The organism is Allobosea sp. 10L417, from assembly GCF_056395485.1.
This window is the reverse complement of sequence record NZ_JBFTJP010000008.1, coordinates 232200-252996: the sequence shown is the minus strand read 5'-3', so window position 1 is coordinate 252996 and position 20797 is coordinate 232200. Positions and strand designations below refer to the sequence as shown.

Here is a 20797-nt window from a genome sequence, read left to right as displayed (position 1 = left end):
GCAGGACAGTTTCATGGTCAAGAAACGGCGGTCCTACGAGACGGGCCATCGGCCGAAATTTCTCGCGGTGGTCGACGATACCRAGGAGTGCGCCAAGGCGCTTCGCTTTGCGGCGCGCCGCTGCGCCCGTCTCGGCGCTGCGATCGTGCTGCTCGCAGTCGCACCGCCGCCCGAGCACGAGACCTGGCTCGGCGTCGGCGACGTGATGCGGGCGGAAGCCGAGGCTGAGGCCGAGAAGCGGCTCGACGCGGCTGCCATCGCCGTCCGGATGCTGGCCGGCCTCGAGCCCGAGCGCGTCGTGCGTATCGGCGACAAGGCCGGAGAGCTGGTCAAGCTGATCGAGGAGGACGAGGATATTTCGCTCCTGGTGCTCGCCGCCGGCACCGGACGTGAAGGCCCAGGCCCGCTGGTCAGCGCGCTGGCCGGCAAATCCTCGGCCAGCTTCCCGATTCCCGTCGCCATCGTCCCGGGCCATCTGGAAGACGAGGAAATCGACGCTCTGGCTTGAGGCCGGCGCCTTCCTTCGCGCTGGAATGATTCCAGCGACGCGCCTATATCGAGACCAGGAACGGCGACCTTGAACCGCCGGTACCGGAGGTATTCATGTTCATCCAGACCGAATCGACGCCAAATCCGGCGACCTTGAAGTTTCTGCCCGGCCGTATCGTCATGGGCAGCGGCACGCTCGACCTGCGCGACGCCGATGACGCCGCCCGATCGCCGCTGGCCCAGCGCCTCTTCGGCGTTTCCGGCGTTTCCGGCGTCTTCCTCGGCTCGGACTTCATCACCGTCACCAAGTCGGAAGGCGAGTGGCCCCATCTGAAGCCGGCGATCCTCGGCGCGATCATGGAGCACTTCATGTCCGGCGCGCCGGTGCTGGCCGAGAATTCCGCTGCCGACATCGAGGAGGAAGGCGAGTTCTTCGCTCCGGAAGATGCCGAGACGGTCGATACGATCAAGGATCTGCTCGAGACCCGCATCCGCCCGGCAGTGGCCGGCGACGGCGGCGACATCACTTTCCGCGGCTATCGCGACGGCACGGTCTATCTCGTCATGAAGGGCGCCTGCTCGGGCTGCCCCTCCTCGACCGCGACGCTGAAGCACGGCATCCAGAACCTGCTGCGCCATTTCCTGCCGGAAGTGCGCGAAGTCGAGTCGGTTTGAGCTGGCCAAGGGATGAGCGCGTGACGGGCCTGGCTTTCGCGGAATGAAGATCTGATGCGCATTCTCGCGATCGACACCGCGCTGGGGGCCTGCTCGGCCTGTGTCCTCGAAGCCGGTGAAGCCGAGCCGCTGGCGCAGGAGCAGCTCGCCATGGACCGCGGCCATGCGGAGGCGCTGATGCCGCTGGTCGAGCGGGTGATGAAAGCTGTCGACGGCGGCTTTTCCTCGCTGGGCCGCGTCGCTGTCACGGTCGGTCCCGGCAGCTATACCGGCTTGCGGGTCGGGGTCAGCGCGGCCCGCGCCATCGCTTTCGCGGCCGGGATCCCGGCCGTCGGCGTCACCACGGTCGTCGCCTGCGCCGCCCCGCTGATCGGCCGCGAGTCCGGTCGCGTCATCGCGGCTGCGCTCGATGCCAAGCACGGCCAGGTCTGGTTCCAGGCGCTGACCTCGGAAGGCAAGCCGCTCGTCTCGCTCCGGCAGGTGAGTTATCGCGATGCGGCACGCGCCATCGGCGCCGGCCCCGTCAGCCTCGTCGGATCTTCGGCGCTGGCCGTCGCCAACGAGGCCTGGGCGATCGGCCTCGATGCCGTGGTCGTCGACGATACGAAGGCACCGGATATCGCCTGGGTCGCGCGGCTCGGCCTAATCGCCGATCCGGAGACCGCCCCGCCGCGTCCGCTCTACCTGAAGGCGCCCGAGACGACGCCGCAGGACAAAGCCCGCCTGCCGCGCCGGTGAACGCCTCCTCCAAATGGTGGTTGCCGAAACATCAATCCATGCGAACAAGCGGGATGGATTGGCTGCGCAAGCTCCTGCACCCTGATTCGGCGCCCGCGCGCACGATGCGGCTCGATGCCGGCTACGCCCGCCAGGTCGCGATGCTGCATCATCAGGGCGGCTTCGCCCGTGGCTGGCAGCCGGCCGAATGCGCCGCTCTGATCGCCGATGCCGGCGTCGCCACCGACGGTGTCTTCGGCAAGAACAACGATCCGGCCGGCTTCGTGATGTCGCGCAAGGCCGCCGACGAGGCTGAGATCCTCAGCATCGTGGTCGCCCCGGCCAGCCGGCGCGAAGGCCTCGGCCGGGTCTTGCTCTCGGCTCATCTTGCCCGCCTCGCGGAGGACGGCGTCGCTCATGTCTTTCTCGAAGTCGAGGAAGGCAATCTCGCGGCGGAGCGGCTCTATCGGCATTTCGGCTTCCGCGAGGTCGGGCGCCGCAAGGGATACTACCCCAAGCCCGATGGCAGCCGCGCCACTGCAATCGCGATGCGCCTCGATCTCACATGACTCTGCGGAACAATCGCGCCATTGACGGCGCTTCGAGCAGCGAGATGGTCTCCCTGACGATCAGCGGGCCCGTCCGCGCATGAAGGACCTCCGCGTCGGCGCGCTTGTCCGCCTTGCCTTGCTGATCGGCGGCACGTTCGGGCTGGTGCCGTTCCAGCTCGGCGTGATGCGGTTCGCCCCGAAATACCGGGGTGTCCTGCCGTTGCATTTCCATCGTCTGACCTGCTGGTGCCTGGGCGTGCGCCGCCGCGTCAGGGGGCTGCCGCCGCCGGCTGGCGCAGGGGCGCTGATCGTCGCAAATCATGTCTCCTGGCTCGATATCGGCGTCCTCGGCGCCGAGCGCGAGCTGGCCTTCGTTGCAAAGAGCGAGGTCGGCAAATGGCCGGTGGTCGGCTTCCTCGCCAACCTCCAGCGCACGGTCTATATCGACCGGCAACGACGCGGCGCGACCGCGGGTACCGCTGCCACGATGGGCGCCCGCATCGCGGCCGGAGAGGAAGTGGTGCTCTTCGCCGAGGGCACGACCGGAGACGGCACGCGCATCCTGCCCTTCCGCTCCTCCCTGCTCGGCGCGGTCCATCATGCCATGGGCGACGCAGAGACGGATGTCACGGTCTATCCGCTGACCATCACCTATACCGGCTGGCAGGGGCTGCCGGGAGGGCGCCTCGAGCGCGCCGCGCTGGCCTGGTACGGCGATACCGAGCTCTGGCCGCATCTGAAGCTGGTGTTGGAATGCGGCGCGATCGATGTCGAGCTGGTCTGGGGTGAACCGATCGCGATGGGCCGCGCCATGTCGCGCAAGGCGGCGACGCGGCGGGCGGAGGATGCGGTACGCGCGGCGCGGAACGAGGCCGTCACAGGCCGGCCGGCCATCTGAGACGGGTTGGCGCACGGCTTGCCTGCTGCGAGGTCAGTGAAGCCGGGCCGTTTCCAAGGCGCCCGATCCGCAGTAAAGAAAACCTTTTGGAGACCCGATCCGCGGCGATGAAGAAAGTCCACATCAAGTCCTTCGGCTGCCAGATGAACGTCTATGACGGGCAGCGCATGGCCGACATCCTGAGCCATCAGGGCTATGAGGAAACGGCGACGCCGGAGGGGGCGGATCTGATCCTGCTGAACACCTGCCATATCCGGGATCGGGCCGTGCAGAAGGTCTACTCCGAGCTCGGCAAGCTGCGCGACATCAAGAATGCCCAGTTGGCCGGGGGGCAAGAGACGAAGATCGTCGTCGCCGGCTGCGTCGCCCAGGCCGAGGGTGCCGAGATCCAGCATCGCCAGCCTGCCGTCGATCTCGTGGTCGGGCCTCAGGCCTATCATCGCCTCCCGGAATTGCTGGCCGAGGCCGCGCGGAAGCGCGTCGTCGATACCGACCTGCCGATCGAGGACAAGTTCGGCTTCCTGCCGGCGCCGAAGCCGCAGATCATCCGCGCACGCGGCGTTTCCGCCTTCGTCACGGTCCAGGAGGGTTGCGACAAGTTCTGCGCCTTCTGCGTCGTTCCCTACACGCGCGGCGCCGAGTTCTCGCGCCCTGTCGCTCAGGTTCTCGCCGAAGTCGAACGTCTGGCCGAGGCCGGCGTGCGCGACGTCACCCTGATCGGCCAGAACGTCAACGCCTACCATGGCGAGGGGCCGGATGGGGCGGTCTGGGGCTTGGCGCGGTTGATGCGCCGTGTCGCCGATGTGCCGGGTATCGTCCGCATCCGCTACACGACGAGCCATCCGCGCGACATGGACGACGATCTCATCGCCGCCCATCGTGACCTGCCGCAGGCGATGCCTTTCCTGCATCTGCCGGTTCAGGCCGGCTCGGATCGCATCCTCGCCGCGATGAACCGGAAGCATACCGGCGACGAGTATCGCCGTCTGATCGAGCACATCCGCGAAGCGCGTCCCGATATCGCGCTCTCGTCGGACTTCATCGTCGGCTTCCCCGGTGAAACCGATGCCGATTTTGAGGATACGATCCGTCTCGTCGACGAGATCGGCTTCGCTTCGAGCTATTCCTTCAAGTATTCGTCGCGCCCGGGCACGCCCGCGGCCGAGCTTGACGCGCAGATTCCACGCGCGGTGATGGATGAGCGCCTCTACCGGCTGCAGGAGCGGATCGAACATCACCGCCAGGCATTCAACGCCGCGATGGTCGGACGGACTGTGGATGTCCTGCTGGAGCGGGCCGGACGCCACCCCGGCCAGCTTGCCGGAAAGTCACCCTATCTGCAGGCTGTGCAGATCGAGAGCGAGACGAATCAGATCGGCGACATCGTCCAGGTGACGATCGAGCGGGCCGGTTCCAATTCGCTCTTCGGCCGGCTGGCGGAGGCGGGGCGGACGGATGGAAAGGACATGGCCGCTTGAGCGCGCTGCGGTTCGTGCCCATCTCCTGCTGGAAGGCTCTGGCCTGTCATCAGGCTGAGATTGTTGCGTTCGGATATGCTGCGAGACGACCCGGCCGGGCGCTCCTGCCCGACGGGAACGGGCGCAAAAGCCCTCTCTACGGAGATGACGCATTTGGCACAGGCTGATTCGACGACGCAAAGACCCGACCGGACCCCGCGGCGAGACGTGTCGCCAGCCCGCCCCGAGGGCGCGGGCCGCGACGGTTTGCCGGCCACCGAGGTCGTGCTGTCCTTCGATGACAACCGCCTCGCCAGCCTTGTTTTCGGTCAGTACGACCAGAATCTCGCGCATCTCGAGCGCAGGCTCGGCGTCGTGGTCAATCCTAACGGCAACCACGCCACCGTGAAGGGCCCGCGCGAGACCGCCGAGCAGGCAGGCCGCGTGCTGAAGACGCTCTACGCCCGTGCCAAGGCCGGTGCCTCCGTTACCCTCGGTGAGGTCGACGGCGCGATCGAGGAGAGCAATGTCCAGCGCTCGCTCTTTCCGGCCGCGGATGTCGGCAAGGCTTCCTTCGATGCCGTGGTCACTCGCAAGCGTGGGCCGGTCAGGGCCCGCAACGCCGCGCAGGACGCCTATCTGCGCCAGCTCAAACGGCATGAACTGGTGCTCGCGGAAGGACCGGCAGGCACCGGCAAGACCTGGCTCGCGGTCGGGCACGCCGTCTCGCTCATCGAGCAGGGCGTGGTCGAGCGGATGATCCTGTCGCGTCCGGCGGTGGAGGCAGGCGAAAGGCTCGGCTTCCTGCCCGGCGACATGCGCGAGAAGGTCGACCCCTATCTCCGGCCGATCTACGACGCGCTCAACGATTTCATGGAGGCCCGCCATGTCGAACGCGGGCTCCAGACTGGCATGATCGAGATCGCGCCGCTGGCCTTCATGCGCGGCCGCACCTTGAGCAACGCGGTCGTGCTGCTCGACGAGGCCCAGAACGCCACCTCGATGCAGATGAAGATGTTCCTCACCCGTCTGGGCGAGGGGTCGCGCATGATCATCACCGGCGATCCATCCCAGATCGACCTGCCGCCGGGCCAGCGCTCCGGCCTCGTCGAGGCGGTCAAGCTGCTCAAGGACGTCGAGGGCGTCGGCTATGCCCGCTTCGAGGAAGGCGATGTTGTCCGGCATGAGCTGGTGCGGCGCATCGTGATGGCTTATGAGACCGCGTCGCGCCATGAGCGCGCCGAACGGGAGGAGCGCTTGCGCAATCCCGATATGCCCGCGGATTCCCACCGCGAGGGCGACAGCGAAGGGCTGAAGCGAATGTTGGCGCGGGAGCGGCCGCGATGAACGATCGACCTCGCGGGCGGCGCTCGGCGCCGCCACCCGAGAAGATGTCGCTTGATCTCGATCTGAGGGCCCAGTCGCGCCAGTGGCAGGCGGTGGGCAATCTCGCGAGCCTGCGGGCATTGATCAATGAGGCGCTGGCCGCGGGTCTTGCCGTGGCGCCGCGCAAGCCCATGGCGGGCGCCGAGCTCAGCCTGTTGCTGACCGACGACAAGCGCATCCGCATCGTCAACCGCGACTGGCGCGGCTTCGACAAGGCGACGAACGTGCTCTCCTTCCCGGCAGCCCCGCCGGAGCGCATTGCGGCGAGCCCGCTGCTCGGCGACATCGTCATCGCCTTCGAGACGGTGGAGCGCGAAGCCCGGGCGGAGGCTAAGGACATCGCCGACCATCTGCGCCATCTGGTCATTCATGGCCTGCTGCATCTGCTCGGCGAGGATCATGAGACCGACGACGAGGCGCGCCGCATGGAAGCCCTCGAAGTCGAGGCGCTCGCCAGCCTCGGCATTGCCGACCCCTATGCCGATGGCGAGCTCATCGCCGCGGCGGCCCCTTCTTCCGCACAGTCCCCGCAGCCATGACCGACGACAGTCGACAATCCCAGTCTGAAACCAATGGCCGCGGCTTCGGCCATTGGCTCGCCCAGTTCCTCGAACGTCTCGGCCTGCGTGCCGGCGGCACGGCGCGTGAAGAGATCGTCGAGGCGCTGGCCGAAGAGAACGGCGAGCTCGCCGACATTTCCGCCCAGGAGCGCGCGATGCTCAGCAATGTGCTGAGCCTGCGCGAGCGTCGTGTGAGCGACGTCATGATCCCCCGCGCCGACATCGTGGCCGTGCCGGCGGATGCGACGCTGGACGAACTGCTGGCCCATTTCCGGACTGCCGGCCATTCGCGCCTGCCGGTCTTCGACGACACGCTCGATGACCCACGCGGAATGGTCCACATCCGCGACTTTCTGGAATATCTCGCGGAGAAGGCTCGCCCTGAAGGGGACGTGCCTTCCGAAGACGGAAGCAAGCTTGCCATCCCGCATGACCTTGCGGCGGTCGACCTGAACACGCCGCTCTCGGCGACGAAGCTGTTGCGCCCAGTGCTCTATGTTCCGCCTTCGATGCCTGCGGTCGACCTTCTGGTCCGCATGCAGGCGACGCGCACCCATATCGCGCTCGTCATCGACGAATATGGCGGCACCGACGGGCTCGTCTCGATCGAGGACCTGATCGAGATCGTGGTCGGCAACATCGAGGACGAGCACGATCTCGAGGAGACACCGATCGCACCCACCGGCGAGGACAGCTTCGCCGCCGATGCGCGCGCGACGCTGGAGGAGCTTAAGCGTGCAACCGGCGTCGATCTCTCTCGGAACGAGGTGGCGGATGACATCGACACGCTCGGCGGGCTGATCGTGACCCTGGCCGGCCGTGTCCCGGCGCAGGGCGAGATCGTCGAGGGTCCGGAAGGGCTGACCTTCGAGATCCTCGATTCCGATCAGCGCCGCGTGAAGCGCCTGACGATCCATCGCCGCAGCCAGACGGCGCCCGAAGAAACGGCGATGGAGCCTGGCTGATGCGCGTGGCGCGGCTTGCGGAAGCGGTCATTCTCGCTTGGGGATGGCGCAGGCGGCTCATCGCGCTTTTCGCGGGAGCGAGCGGTGCGCTCGCCCTGCCGCCCCTGGATCTCTGGCCGCTGGTCATCGTCCCGATGACGGTGGCGGTCTGGCTCCTTGACGGTGCGGTTGGCACCACTGCGACAGGTCGCTTCCGTGCAGGCTTCGCTGCCGGCTGGTGGTGGGGTTTCGGCTTTTTCCTCGCCGGATTGTGGTGGCTCGGCGCCGCCTTTCTCGTCGAGGCCGACAAATTCGCCTGGGCGATGCCGCTGGGGGTCGTCGCGCTGCCGGCCTTTCTGGCGATCTTTCCGGCCTTGGCCTTTGGCGCGGCGCGCTTGTATTGGCCCGAGGGAGCCCGGCGCATTCTCGTCCTCGCCGCGGCGCTGGCGATGAGCGAGTGGCTTCGTGGCCATGTGCTGACCGGCTTTCCGTGGAACGTCTACGGCATGATGCTGGCGGGTGAGATTCATCTCGCCCAGTTCGCTTCGCTCGCGGGGCTCTACGGCCTCACGCTGCTGGCTGTCGCGATTGGCGGGGCGCCGGCGGTGATTGCCACGGCCAAGACTCCGGCCGGCCGTTGGGCGGCTCCGCTGACCGCGCTGGCAGGCGTCTCGGTGTTATTCGGTTTTGGCTTCTGGCGCATTCCGCCGGGTCCCTCACCGGTCGTGGCGGGCGTGAAGCTCAGGCTCATGCAGCCCAACCTGCCGCAGGACGCGAAGTTCAACGGACGCAACGGCGAAGCCATCCTCAACCAGTACCTCGCGCTGAGCGACCGCGCGACGAGCCCGACGACGCCCGGCCTGCAATCGGTCACGCATCTGATCTGGCCCGAATCCGCCTTTCCCTTCTTACTAGGCCGCACGCCGGGTGCGCTGTCCCGTATCGCGGCGGTCCTGCCGCCCGACGTGACCCTGATCACGGGCGCGGCCAGGGCTGGCGAGATGCTGCCGGGAGAGGGCAGGCCGCCGATCTACAATGCCATTCAGGTCGTCAACGACGAAGGCGTCATCGTCGCGAGCTACGACAAGCTCCATCTGGTCCCCTTCGGCGAGTATCTTCCGCCTTTTCTCGAGGCGCTGATCCGCCGCGTCGGCCTCTCTGAATTCGTGTCCGTGCCCGGCGGGTTTTCATCCGGAACCAGCCGGATGCCTCTTGCGGTCAAGGGACTTCCCGTCGCAGCGCCGCTTATCTGCTATGAGGTTGTCTTTCCGGGCGAGGTGGCTCCGCGCGGCCCTCGGGCAGGGTTTTTCCTGAATGTGACCAATGATGGCTGGTTCGGCCAGACCAGCGGCCCCTATCAGCACTTCGCCCAGGCGCGGCTTCGCAGCGTCGAGGAAGGCCTGCCGCTCGTCCGGGTCGCCAACACCGGTATTTCCGGGGTGGTCGATGCCTATGGCCGGGTCGTCGCGAGCCTGCCTCTGGGCGTGGAGGGCGTATTGGATGCCCCGCTCCCGCGCAGCGGGCCGGTGACGCCCTATTCCCGGGGTGGCGATGCCATTTTTGCCGGTATGCTGCTCGTTTTTTTGATGCTTTCTCGCTTCAAAAAAAGCTGATCATCCCATTTGGAACAAATTTTGCGAGAAAGAGTGGACCGTCCGTGACGGCTATAATACACCAACGTTTCCGCGCCGACCAGGATGGCGGCTCCTGGTCATGACGACTGACGTAAGAGCAGGTTAATCATGATCAAGAAAGTCCCCAACCCGGTCGACAAGCATGTCGGTAGCCGCGTCCGCATGCGTCGAATGCTTGCCGGTATTAGCCAGGAAAAGCTGGGTGACGCACTGGGGCTGACCTTTCAGCAGGTTCAGAAATACGAGAAGGGTTCTAATCGCATCAGTGCGAGTCGTCTGCAGCAGATTGCCAAGATGCTCGACGTGCCGGTTTCCTTTTTCTTTGATGGTGCCCCCACGGGCGACATGCCGGCTGGCGGTTTCGCCGATTCCGCGGCGACGGCGTATATTTCGGACTTCCTCGCGACCAGCGAGGGCGTGCAGCTCACCAAGGCCTTCACCCGCATCAAGAACGGCCGCGTCCGCAGGCGGATCATCGATCTCGTCGAAGCGCTGGCCGAGCAAGACACTGAAAATGCGTGATTCCGGGATGTTTTCGTTCGTTTTGACGAACGCGCTTTTCGATTAACGGATTTCCCCACTTGACGACGAACGCGTCCGCTGCGATGACGGCGCGTTTGTTGAGGCTGGTGTCGAGCACCAGCCTTTTCCATGTGCTGTTTCAGGGATCCTCCGACCGTGTCACGCCAGAATTATCTGTTTACCAGCGAGTCCGTCTCCGAGGGACATCCCGACAAGGTCTGTGACCGCATCTCCGACGAGATCGTCGATCTGTTCTTCAAGGAGGCGGTCAAGGCTGGCTATGAGCCGTCCAAGGTCCGCGTCGCGGCCGAAACGCTGGCGACGACCAACAGGGTCGTCATCGCCGGCGAGGTCCGCACCCATCTCGACGAGAAGCAGATCAAGTCGAAGGTGAAGTCAGCTGCCCGCAAGGCGATCCGCAACATCGGCTACGAGCAGTCCGGCTTCCACTGGAAGACCTGCAAGATCGACGTGCTGCTGCATCCGCAGTCGGCCGATATCGCGCAGGGCGTCGACGAGGCCGGCAACAAGGATGTCGGCGCCGGCGACCAGGGCATCATGTTCGGCTACGCCAGCCGCGAGACGCCCGAGCTGCTGCCCGCCCCGATCTACTACGCTCACAAGATCCTCGAGACCCTGACGCTCGCCCGCAAGAAGGGCGAGGGCGACGCCGCCAAGCTCGGCCCCGACGCCAAGAGCCAGGTCACCGTCAAATACGAGAACGGCAAGCCGGTCGGCGTGACGCAGATCGTGCTCTCGACCCAGCATCTCGACGAGACGTTGTCCTCGGCCGACGTCCGCAAGATCGTCGAGCCGTATATCCGCGAGGCCCTGCCGGAAGGCTGGATCTCGAAGGACACCGTCTGGCACATCAACCCGACCGGCAAGTTCGTGATCGGCGGCCCGGACGGCGATGCCGGCCTCACCGGCCGGAAGATCATCGTCGACACCTATGGCGGCGCGGCTCCTCATGGCGGCGGTGCCTTTTCGGGCAAGGACCCGACCAAGGTCGACCGTTCGGCGGCCTATGCGGCGCGCTACCTCGCCAAGAACGTCGTCGCGGCCAAGCTCGCCGACCGCGCCACGATCCAGCTTTCCTATGCGATCGGCGTCGCCAAGCCGCTGTCGATCTATGTCGACCTGCATGGCACCGGCAAGGTCGACGAGGCCAAGCTCGAGGACATCCTCGGCAAGCTCGTCGATCTCTCGCCGAACGGCATCCGCAACCATCTCGGCCTTAACAAGCCGATCTATGCCAAGACCTCGGCCTATGGCCATTTCGGCCGCAAGGCCGGCCGCGACGGTTCCTTCTCCTGGGAGAAGACCGATCTCGTCGACGCGCTGAAGAAGGCCGTCAACTGAAACGACCTCGCCGGGTCATGAGCAAGGAGGCCGGGGTCAACCCGGCCTTTTTCTTTGACTTGATGGATGAGGTCGCTGAAACACCGCCGTCATTCCGGGCTTGACGCGGGATCTGTCGGAGCACTCCGGAGCTCTGTGATGGATTCCGGATCTCCGCGTCGCTGCGTCCGGAATGACGGCGCTCCATCGGATAATGCGGTACGAACACGGATCATGACCCACGAACCCGACCACGACGAAAGGGCTTTCTACGGCCGCCGCAAGGGCAAGGCGCTGCGCGATGGCCAGAGCCATCTGATCGAGCACACCCTGCCGCGACTGCGGCTGCCCGAGGGCGAGATTGCCGATCTGAAGGCGCTCTTTCCCGGGCCTGTCGAGGCGGTCAGGCTTGAGATCGGTTTTGGTGGCGGCGAGCATCTCCTGATGCGGATGCGGGAGAGCCCGCAGATCGGCTTCATCGGCGTCGAGCCCTTCATCAACGGCATGGCCAAGTTCCTCGCCGTCGCCGAACGCGAGGGGCTGACCAATATCCGCGTCTGGGACGACGATGCCGCGCTGCTGCTGCCGCGTTTGGCTGCAGGCGGCCTCGATGCCATCGACCTGCTCTATCCCGACCCCTGGCCGAAGCGCCGGCAGCGCAAGCGCCGCTTTGTCTCCGAGCATACTCTCGCCCTGTTCGCGCGCACGCTTCGTCCCGGCGGCCGCTTCCGCTTCGCCAGCGACATCGACGATTATGTCGGCTGGACGCTGTCGCGGCTGCTGGCCTCGCCGGATTTCGACTGGACGGACGAGCGGCCTGGCGACTGGCGCACGCCCTATCCGGGCTGGATTCGCACGCGTTACGAGGCGAAGGCGGTCCGGGAGGGCCGCATCTCCAGCTATCTCACGGCTTTGCGTCGCGCATCCTGAGGAAGCCGAGCACGCGCTGGGCGGTGCTCTGCGCGAGGTTGCGGAAGCTCTCGCGGGCACGGTCGAGGGCCGCCTGCGACTTTCCGAAATCCTTCCGCAGCGAGATCAGGGCTGCCGTCGTCTCCCACGACCAGCCGAGGCCGCGCGCGACGATCAGGATCGCTTCGCGGTCGCTGCCGAGGATGATCTGCTCGCTCGCCGGCAGGCTGAGCTGTGCCAGTACCGCGACGGCGCAGATGGCGTGCTCGGTTGCGCCCTGCCGCGCGAAGTCGCGCACCTTGGCCTCGTCGAGCAGCCCGGCTTCGTTGAGCTCACGGATCTCGACGAGCGCGGCGCTGATGGCGCCCAGTTCGCCGGGCATCTGGCCGCCGGCCGCGACGGCGTCGGCACCGCGTTCGACCGCACCGTCGACGTCGCCGGCCAGCGTCGGCTCCAGGCTCTCATTCAGGCGCCGGCGGGCGGAATTCTTGGCGGCGGTCATAAGTTGCCCGACCAGCTCCGTTGGGATGTCCCGGCGTAAGCCGAGCGTCGCCTGAAGCGCGTCGTCTTGGGCCGCGCGCATCACCAGAACGCCCATGCCATGCCGCGAGAACCGCGCCGTCTGATTGGCCGCGACCGCATGGGTGACGACCCGTCCGCCGCGCAGGATCAGGAAATCGGTGACGGGTTCCCCGAGATCGGGCCGCTCCGTGATGGCGAGCATGTGGTCGCGGCCCTTGGCCGCCGACACCGCGACGAGATCCTGGTCGGTCAGCCGCGGCGACTGCACCAGGACGGAACGCGCCACGGCGATTTCGTCGAGGGCAAGCTGGCGCACGACCCCGCTCGGCGCGTTCGGCACGGGCGCGATCCGCTCCGAGAGCTCGATCCGGGCGCGCAGCTCGATGGCCCGCGACAGCCGCCCGATGACCGCGTCGAAGACGCCGACCTGCTGTTCGTCCATGTCGATCGCGGTGGCGAGGAAGAGATCCGTCAGACGTGACAGGATGACGGCGCGCTCGTCACCCGAGCCGCGCGCCATCGTCGTCTCGAGATCCCGCAGCAGCGTTGCGACCGTACTCATACTCTGTCCTCGACCGCTATCCCGTCAGCCAGACTGGCAGGCAAGGATGACCATTGGGTTATCGCCGACGCTCGGAGCTTGCATATCGGGGCGATGCGGACTAAATAGCGGCCAACAGCTCTGGTATCGGTTAACGCCGATGATCAAGAGCGGGCCGGCCGGCCCGCTCTTTTTTATTGGCCGCAACCCGCCGGAGGCAGACGGGACGGCCCGGACCATGAACGAACCAAGCGAACCGACAGCAGCGCCCGATCAGGAAGCGCGCCTCGTCGTCGAGAACGGCGTGGCTGCGCGCGTCGCCGCGATCGTCGAGCCGGCGATCGCCGATCTCGGCTATCGGCTGGTGCGCGTGCGCGTCACTGCTCAGAACGGCTGCACCGTGCAGATCATGGCCGAGCTGCCGGACGGCTCGATGACCGTCGAGGGCTGCGAGGAGATCAGTCAGGCGATCTCGCCGGCGCTGGACGTCGACGATCCCATTCAGGCGGCCTATCATCTCGAGATCTCGTCGCCGGGTATCGACCGGCCGCTGGTACGCGCGAGCGATTTCGAGCGCTGGGCCGGCCACCTCACCAAGATCGACACAAGCGAGCCGGTCGCGGGCCGCAAGCGTTTCCGCGGCATCCTGCGCGGCGCTTCCGGTCAGGACGCTCTGCTGACGCGGGACGACGCCAAGAGCGAGGAAGAGCGCGACGTCGCCATTCCGATGCGGCTGATCGCCGAGGCGCGGCTGGTGCTGACCGATGCGCTCGTCACCGAATCGCTGCGTCGCGGCAAGTCCGGCCTGCCGCCGGCGATGCCGGCCGCCGATGAGATAGCAGGCCCGAAGAAGGGCCGAGGGAAATCGCTGGGACCGCGGCCGGGCAAGACCGGCAAGACGGCCCCGCAGAACAACGACACTGAAGAGGAGTGAGCGTCATGGTCGTCAGCGCCAACAGGCTCGAACTGCTGCAGATCGCCGACGCGGTCGCGCGCGAGAAGTCGATCGATCGCCAGATCGTCGTCGATGCCATGCAGGACGCCATCGCCAAGGCCGCCCGCTCGCGCTACGGCGCCGAGACCGACGTCCATGCCGAGATCAGCACCAAGACCGGCGAGCTGCGTCTGGCCCGCCACCTCCAGGTGGTCGATACCGTCGAGAACCCGGCGGTCGAAATCACCGTCGACGAGGCCAAGCGTCACAACCCGGCCGCCCAGGTTGGCGACGTCATCGCCGATCCGCTGCCGCCCTTCGATTTCGGCCGCATCGCCGCCCAGTCGGCCAAGCAGGTCATTGTCCAGAAGGTGCGCGAGGCCGAGCGCGACCGCCAGTACGACGAGTACAAGGATCGCATCGGCGAGATCGTCAACGGCGCGGTCAAGCGCGTCGAATACGGCAACGTCTTCGTCGATCTCGGCCGTGGCGAAGCCATCATCCGCCGCGACGAGATGATCCCGCGCGAGACCTTCAAGGTCGGCGACCGCGCCCGCGCCTATGTCTACGATGTGCGCCGCGAGCCGCGCGGCCCCCAGATCTTCCTCTCGCGCACCCATCCGCAGTTCATGGCCAAGCTCTTCGGCCAGGAAGTGCCGGAAATCTATGACGGCATCGTCGAGGTGAAGGCGGTCGCCCGTGATCCGGGCTCGCGCGCCAAGATCGCGGTCATCAGCCGCGATTCCTCGATCGATCCCGTCGGCGCCTGCGTTGGTATGCGCGGTTCGCGCGTGCAGGCCGTCGTCGGCGAGCTGCAGGGCGAGAAGATCGACATCATCCCGTGGTCGCCGGATGTCGCGACCTTCGTCGTCAATGCGCTGCAGCCGGCCGAGGTCGCGAAGGTGGTGCTCGACGAGGAGGCCGACAAGATCGAGGTCGTCGTGCCGGACGAGCAGCTCTCGCTCGCCATCGGCCGCCGCGGCCAGAATGTGCGCCTGGCATCGCAGCTCACCGGCTGGGACATCGATATCTTGACCGAGCAGGAAGAGTCGGAGCGTCGCCAGAAGGAGTTCGTGCAGCGCACCGAGCTGTTCATGAACGCGCTGAACGTCGACGAGACGGTCGGCCAGCTGCTGGCCTCGGAGGGCTTCCGCAATGTCGAGGAGCTCGCCTATGTCGAACTCGGAGAGCTCGCCTCGATCGAGGGCTTCGACGAGGACACCGCAGGCGAGATCCAGACCCGCGCGCAGGAACACCTCGCCGCTATCGAGGCTGAATTCGACGAGAAACGTCGGGCTCTCGGAGTCGAGGACGCCTTGCGCGAAGTCGAGGGCGTCACCACGTCCATGATGGTCGCGCTCGGCGAGAACGATGTGAAGACCGTCGAGGATCTCGCCGGCTGCGCCACTGATGATCTGGTCGGCTGGACCGAGCGCAAGGACGGCGAGTCGACTCGTCACGCCGGCTATCTCGACGGCTTCGATCTCTCGCGCCAGGATGCCGAAGCCATTATCATGGCTGCACGCATTCACGCCGGCTGGATCGAGGCGCCGGCCGAGGAGCCTGAGGCGGAAGCCGGCGAGGAGGCCGAGGCCTGAGCGGAGCCCTCGCAGTGAAAGCGGCGGCGCAGAAGGAAGGACCGGAGCGGAGCTGCGTCGTCACACGGGCCGTCAAGGCGCCTGACGACCTGATCCGCTTTGTTGCGGGGCCGGACGGCGTGCTTGTCCCGGATCTGCGACGCAAGCTGCCTGGGCGCGGCGTCTGGGTGAGCCTCAGCCGCAAGACTGTTGCCGAGGCGATCAAGCGGAAAGCCTTCGAGCGTTCGCTCAAGGCGAAGGTCGCGGTTCCGGCGGATTTGCCGGATATCGTCGACGGGCTGATGTACCGCGACACGCTGCAGGCGCTGTCGATGGCCAATAAGGCCGGGCTGGTTACCGCCGGCTTCGCCAAGGTTGAGGCGCTGATCGAAAGCGGCCGATGTCTCGCGGTGATCGCCGCGAGCGATGGCGCCGAGGACGGCAAGCGCAAGATTGGCCAGGCTGTCCGCCGGTTGGCGGCGGCGCGCGAGGCCGACGGGCTCAAGGCCCGCGAACTGCCCATCGTCGCGATTTTCGCGGCGGCGGATTTGGAATTGGCGTTGGGGCGCGCACATGTGATACATGCCGCGCTTGCTCCGGGTCCAGCGGCCGAGGGCGTCCTCTCGCGCTGGCGTCGGCTCGTCCGGTACCGGACGGACGATACCGCCGCACCCGACCAGAACGATATTGAAGACACGACCGAACCGGCAGGACCGAACGCGGAATGACCGATACCAAAAACCCGGGCGACAAGACACTCTCCGTCAACCCGCCCAAGACCCTGTCGCTGAAGCGGCCTGTCGAGCAGAGCACTGTTCGACAGAGCTTCTCGCATGGGCGTTCGAAGCAGGTCGTCGTCGAGGTCAAGCGCCGCGCCGCCGGTCACGAGGTGAAGGAACCGGTTGCGCCGCGCGCTCCGCAGGCTCCTGCCCCGCAGGCTGCTCCGCCGCGCCCCGCCCCGAGCCAGCAGGCGCCGCAGCGCCCGGCCGGCAGCATGCTGCTGCGCACCCTCTCCGACGAGGAGAAGGACGCTCGCCAGCGCGCGCTTGCCGAAGCCCGCAGCACCGAGGCCGAAGCGCGCCGCGTCGCTGAAGAGGATGCGCGCCAGCGCGCAGCCGCCATCGAGCGCGAACGCCAGGAGCGCGAAGCCGCCGCTGCGCGCCAGCGCCAGGAAGAGGACCGCCGCCGTCAGGAGGACGAGCAGAAGCGCCGCGCCGAGAGCGTCGTGCGCCAGCGCGAGGAGCATGCTCCCCGCCCGCCCGCTCCCCCGGCTGCTCCGCGTGAGGCAGCCCCCCCGGCCCAGGCGCCTGCGCCGCAGCCGACCCAGTATTACGGCCGCCCGGCTCCGTCCGGCCCGCGTGAGTTCACGTCGCGTCCGCCGATGCGCGACACCGGCGCGCGCCCGCCGCGCCTGGATTCGCGCCCGCCGCGTTCCGACTCGCCACGTCCGCCGCGCATGGATTCCTCGGCTCCGGCCGAGCCCGCGGTCGCCCGGCCGGTGCGTCAGGCTCCGTCGGCCAACACCACGCGCAATCGCTCTGACGATGTCGACGTCAAGGCCGCGTTCCGCCGTCCCGGCCTGGGCGCCGGTCCTGGCCGTGGTCCCGCTCCGGCTGCGCCCAAGACGCCCAAGACCAGCAACGACAAGCCGCGCGGCCGCTTGACGCTGTCGACGGCGACCGGGAGCGAGGACGAGCGGACACGCTCGGTCGCGTCCTTCCGCCGCCGCGTGCAGCGCATGACCGGCCACCGTGCATCGGACGCGCAGAAAGAGCGCGTGATGCGCGAGGTGATCATCCCCGAGACGATCACCATCCAGGAACTCGCGAACCGCATGACGGAGCGCGGCGTCGACGTCATCCGCCTGCTGATGAAGCAGGGCGCGATGCACAAGATCACCGACGTGATCGACGCCGACACCGCCCAGCTCATCGCCGAGGAAATGGGCCACACCGTCAAGCGCGTCGCCGAATCCGACGTCGAGGAAGGCCTGTTCGATACGCCGGACACCGATGAGACCCTGGCTTCCCGCCCGGCCGTCGTGACCATCATGGGCCATGTCGACCACGGCAAGACCTCGCTGCTCGACGCGATCCGCAAGACCAAGGTCGTCACCGGCGAGGCCGGCGGCATCACCCAGCACATCGGCGCCTATCAGGTGACGACCCCGCTGGGCAGCCAGGTCACCTTCATCGACACCCCCGGCCACGCCGCCTTCACGGCGATGCGCGCCCGCGGCGCCAAGGTGACGGACGTCGTCGTGCTCGTCGTGGCGGCCGATGACGGCGTCATGCCGCAGACGGCCGAGGCGATCCACCACGCCAAGGCTGCCGGCGTCCCGCTGATCGTCGCGATCAACAAGGTCGACAAGTCCGACGCCAACCCGGACCGGGTGCGCGCCGAGCTGCTGCAGTACGAGATCCAGGTCGAGACGCTCGGCGGTGAGACGCTCGAGGTCGAGGTGTCCGCCAAGACCGGTCACAACCTCGACAAGCTGCTGGAAGCGATCGCCCTGCAGGCCGAACTGCTCGATCTCAAGGCCAATCCCGATCGTCCCGCCGAAGGCACGGTCATCGAGGCCAAGCTCGATCGCGGCCGCGGCCCGGTTGCGACCGTTCTCGTCCAGCGCGGCACGCTGCGTACCGGCGATATCGTCGTTGCCGGCGCCGAATGGGGCCGCGTCCGCGCCTTGATCGCCGATACCGGCGCTCAGGTGAAGGAGGCCCCGCCCTCCATGCCGGTCGAGGTTCTCGGCTTCAACGGCACGCCCGAGGCCGGCGACCGCGTCGCGGTGGTCGAGTCCGAAGCCCGTGCCCGCGAGATCACCGAGTACCGCGAGCGTCAGCGCCGCGATCGTCAGGCGGCTCGTGGCGCCGCCTCCGGCGCCGGCCGTTCGCTCGCCGACATGATGCGCGATCTGAAGGAAGGCGCCGGCCGCAAGGAGTTCCCGCTCGTCGTCAAGGGCGACGTGCAGGGTTCCGTCGAGGCGATCGTCGGAGCGCTCGAAAAAGTCGGCAACGACGAGGTGCGCGCCCGCGTGCTGTCCTCGGGCGTCGGCGCCATCACGGAGTCGGACGTTACGCTCGCCCAGGCTTCGGGCGCGGTCGTGGTCGGCTTCAACGTGCGCGCCCACAAGGAAGCGCGCGAGGCGGCCGATCGGGCCGGCGTCGAGATCCGCTACTACAACATCATCTATAACCTCATGGATGATGTGAAGGATGCGATGTCGGGCCTGCTGGCGCCGACCCTGCGCGAGACCATGCTCGGCAACGCGACGATCCTCGAGATCTTCAACGTCTCGAAGGTCGGCAAGATCGCCGGCTGCCGCGTCACCGACGGTACGATCGAGCGCGGCGCCAATGTCCGCCTGATCCGCGACAACGTCGTGGTTCACGAGGGCAAGCTCGGCCAGCTCAAGCGTTTCAAGGACGACGCCAAGGAAGTCGTGGCCGGCCAGGAATGCGGTATGTCCTTCGAGAACTACCAGGACATGCGTGCCGGCGACGTGATCGAGTGCTATCGCGTCGAAGAGATCAAGCGCAGCCTCTGAGAATGGGATGGCTTGTCCGGGCTTGACCCGGGCAGCCTATCCCTGTTTATCCGCGCTCCCATAGAGATGGCCGGGCCTCGGGCCCGGCCAATGACGTTGGCCCGTCCATCCGGTCCGATCCCGGAACACGAGAACCATGGCGAAACCTGCAAAACCTTCCGGTCCGTCCCAACGGCAGCTGCGCGTCGGCGAACTCATCCGTCATGCGCTGGCGGATATGCTTTCGCGCGGAGACATCCATGACGATGTGCTGGCGAAGCACGTCGTCACCGTGCCCGAGGTGCGTCTCTCGCCGGACCTTAAGCTCGCGACCGCCTACATCATGCCGCTCGGCGGGCAGGACGTTAAGCCGGTGCTCAAGGCCCTGGAGGCCAACAAGCGCTATATCCGCGGCGAAATGGCCCATCGGGTGAACCTCAAATACGCCCCGGATATCCGCTTCCGCGCCGATGAGAGCTTCGCGGAAGCCGAGCGCATCGATGCGTTGCTCGATACCGAAGAGGTTCGCCGCGACACCCAACGCCAGCGCCTGAAGATCGACCAAGACCAAGAAGACGACGACCTTGACCATGACCACTGAGAGCAATCCCGAAGCTGCGGAGAGCCAGGAGGGCGCCACTCCGGCGCCGCGTCCGAAGAAGCGCGACGTCCATGGTTGGGTCGTGCTCGACAAGCCGATCGGCATGACCTCGACCCATGCGGTCAGCGTCGTGAAGCGGGCTTTTTCCGCCAAGAAGGCGGGCCATGCCGGCACGCTCGATCCGCTGGCCTCCGGCCTGCTGCCGATCGCGCTCGGCGAGGCGACCAAGACCGTTCCCTTCGTCATGGATGGCCGCAAGGCCTATCAGTTCACCGTCTCATGGGGCTCGCAGACCGATACGGACGACACCGAGGGCCGGGTGATCGCGACCTCGGAGCAGCGCCCGGACGAGGCCGCGATCGCGGCCCTGCTGCCGCGCTTCACCGGCACGATCCTGCAGACGCCGCCCAAGTTCTCGGCCATCAAGATCGCGGGCGAGCGCGCCTATGATCTCGCCCGCGACGGCGAGGAGGTCGAGCTCCAGGCACGCCCGGTCGAGATCGACTCGCTCTCGATCGTCAGCCATGACGGCGCGACCACGACCTTCGAGGCCGAATGCGGCAAGGGCACCTATGTCCGAGCCATCGCGCGCGATCTCGGCCTCGCGCTCGGCTGCCTCGGCCATGTCGCGCATCTGCGCCGCACCCGCGTCGGCCCCTTCACGGTCGCTGAGGCAGCGAGCGTCGAGACATTGCGCGAGAGTCCGGAGAGCGCGCTTGCGACCCTGCAACCCGTCAAGTCGGCGCTGACGCTGATCCCTGAGATCGTGATCCACCGCGATGCCGCTGCCCGCATCAAACGCGGCCAGAGCGCCCTGCTGCGCGGTGCCGGAGCGCCGATCGAGCTGCAGGCCGCTTATGCCACCTGCGCCGGCACGCTGATCGCGACCGGTTCGGTCGAGAACGGCGAATTCGTGCCGCATCGCGTCTTCAATCTCTGACATCACGAAGCGTCATGCTCGGGCCTGACCCAAGCATCTCACCCCGGAGGAAACTCCGGGCGCCCTTCTT

Annotated in this window: 20 protein-coding genes; 19 read left to right on the top strand and 1 reads right to left on the bottom strand. The window is 67.0% G+C overall.

The genetic code is table 11. The annotated features are described in order from the left end of the window. Positions 1 to 13 precede the first annotated feature (13 nt). From AC1DE3_RS20300 to trmB, 13 genes are all read left to right on the top strand, one after another. On the top strand, positions 14 to 508 hold the full coding sequence (locus AC1DE3_RS20300) for a universal stress protein (protein WP_476852695.1): 495 nt from the start codon (positions 14 to 16) through the stop codon (positions 506 to 508). 95 nt (positions 509 to 603) lie between these two features. Continuing rightward, positions 604 to 1164 (top strand): NifU family protein, encoded by a 561-nt coding sequence (locus AC1DE3_RS20295; RefSeq protein WP_476780203.1) that lies wholly within the window; start codon positions 604 to 606, stop codon positions 1162 to 1164. 54 nt (positions 1165 to 1218) lie between these two features. Then, entirely contained in the window at positions 1219 to 1902 is a 684-nt protein-coding gene (gene tsaB / locus AC1DE3_RS20290) for a tRNA (adenosine(37)-N6)-threonylcarbamoyltransferase complex dimerization subunit type 1 TsaB (RefSeq protein ID WP_476780202.1), read from the top strand. A gap of 53 nt (positions 1903 to 1955) precedes the next feature. Then, positions 1956 to 2450, top strand: coding sequence for a GNAT family N-acetyltransferase (locus AC1DE3_RS20285; protein WP_441510078.1), 495 nt, complete (start codon positions 1956 to 1958; stop codon positions 2448 to 2450). 79 nt (positions 2451 to 2529) lie between these two features. Continuing rightward, on the top strand, positions 2530 to 3330 hold the full coding sequence (locus AC1DE3_RS20280; protein WP_476780201.1) for a lysophospholipid acyltransferase family protein: 801 nt from the start codon (positions 2530 to 2532) through the stop codon (positions 3328 to 3330). Between the two features lie 107 nt (positions 3331 to 3437). Continuing rightward, positions 3438 to 4808 carry a tRNA (N6-isopentenyl adenosine(37)-C2)-methylthiotransferase MiaB gene (gene miaB / locus AC1DE3_RS20275; RefSeq protein WP_476852694.1) on the top strand — a complete coding sequence of 457 codons (1371 nt, stop codon included), beginning with the start codon at positions 3438 to 3440 and terminating at the stop codon, positions 4806 to 4808. A 144-nt stretch (positions 4809 to 4952) separates the two neighbouring features. After that, a complete protein-coding gene (locus tag AC1DE3_RS20270) occupies positions 4953 to 6134 on the top strand; it encodes a PhoH family protein (RefSeq protein WP_441510075.1) in 1182 nt (393 codons plus the stop codon). Beyond that, positions 6131 to 6712, top strand: coding sequence for an rRNA maturation RNase YbeY (gene ybeY / locus AC1DE3_RS20265; RefSeq protein WP_476780199.1), 582 nt, complete (start codon positions 6131 to 6133; stop codon positions 6710 to 6712). Before AC1DE3_RS20270 ends, ybeY begins: the two co-directional genes overlap by 4 nt. After that, on the top strand, positions 6709 to 7698 hold the full coding sequence (locus AC1DE3_RS20260) for a hemolysin family protein (RefSeq protein ID WP_441510073.1): 990 nt from the start codon (positions 6709 to 6711) through the stop codon (positions 7696 to 7698). Before ybeY ends, AC1DE3_RS20260 begins: the two co-directional genes overlap by 4 nt. Beyond that, positions 7698 to 9290: an apolipoprotein N-acyltransferase gene (gene lnt / locus AC1DE3_RS20255; RefSeq protein WP_476852693.1), complete on the top strand. Its 1593-nt coding sequence runs from the start codon at positions 7698 to 7700 to the stop codon at positions 9288 to 9290. The genes AC1DE3_RS20260 and lnt overlap by 1 nt, the downstream gene beginning before the upstream one ends. Before the next feature lie 129 nt (positions 9291 to 9419). After that, positions 9420 to 9833 (top strand): helix-turn-helix domain-containing protein, encoded by a 414-nt coding sequence (locus tag AC1DE3_RS20250; protein WP_441473720.1) that lies wholly within the window; start codon positions 9420 to 9422, stop codon positions 9831 to 9833. Between the two features lie 156 nt (positions 9834 to 9989). Further along, entirely contained in the window at positions 9990 to 11195 is a 1206-nt protein-coding gene (gene metK, locus AC1DE3_RS20245) for a methionine adenosyltransferase (protein ID WP_441510071.1), read from the top strand. A 213-nt stretch (positions 11196 to 11408) separates the two neighbouring features. Beyond that, a complete protein-coding gene (trmB, locus tag AC1DE3_RS20240; RefSeq protein WP_441510070.1) occupies positions 11409 to 12104 on the top strand; it encodes a tRNA (guanine(46)-N(7))-methyltransferase TrmB in 696 nt (231 codons plus the stop codon). Here the strand turns inward: trmB and AC1DE3_RS20235 are convergent. Then, complete coding sequence (locus AC1DE3_RS20235; protein ID WP_476852692.1) at positions 12079 to 13167, bottom strand: DUF2336 domain-containing protein; 1089 nt, start codon at positions 13165 to 13167, stop codon at positions 12079 to 12081. The two genes, trmB and AC1DE3_RS20235, sit on opposite strands and share 26 nt — an antisense overlap. A gap of 217 nt (positions 13168 to 13384) precedes the next feature. On the opposite strand from AC1DE3_RS20235, the gene rimP reads away from it, so the two are divergent. The 6 genes from rimP (at position 13385) to truB (ending at position 20727) form a co-directional block, all read left to right on the top strand. Next, positions 13385 to 14080, top strand: a complete 696-nt coding sequence (rimP, locus tag AC1DE3_RS20230) for a ribosome maturation factor RimP (protein ID WP_476780196.1) — start codon at positions 13385 to 13387, stop codon at positions 14078 to 14080. Between the two features lie 5 nt (positions 14081 to 14085). Continuing rightward, positions 14086 to 15678, top strand: coding sequence for a transcription termination factor NusA (gene nusA, locus AC1DE3_RS20225; protein ID WP_476780195.1), 1593 nt, complete (start codon positions 14086 to 14088; stop codon positions 15676 to 15678). A 14-nt stretch (positions 15679 to 15692) separates the two neighbouring features. Further along, positions 15693 to 16385, top strand: coding sequence for an RNA-binding protein (locus tag AC1DE3_RS20220; protein WP_476780194.1), 693 nt, complete (start codon positions 15693 to 15695; stop codon positions 16383 to 16385). After that, positions 16382 to 19207, top strand: coding sequence for a translation initiation factor IF-2 (infB, locus tag AC1DE3_RS20215; RefSeq protein WP_441510065.1), 2826 nt, complete (start codon positions 16382 to 16384; stop codon positions 19205 to 19207). The genes AC1DE3_RS20220 and infB overlap by 4 nt, the downstream gene beginning before the upstream one ends. A gap of 136 nt (positions 19208 to 19343) precedes the next feature. Continuing rightward, positions 19344 to 19787 (top strand): 30S ribosome-binding factor RbfA, encoded by a 444-nt coding sequence (rbfA, locus tag AC1DE3_RS20210; protein WP_441510064.1) that lies wholly within the window; start codon positions 19344 to 19346, stop codon positions 19785 to 19787. Then, on the top strand, positions 19777 to 20727 hold the full coding sequence (gene truB / locus AC1DE3_RS20205) for a tRNA pseudouridine(55) synthase TruB (RefSeq protein WP_476852699.1): 951 nt from the start codon (positions 19777 to 19779) through the stop codon (positions 20725 to 20727). Before rbfA ends, truB begins: the two co-directional genes overlap by 11 nt. Positions 20728 to 20797 lie beyond the last annotated feature (70 nt).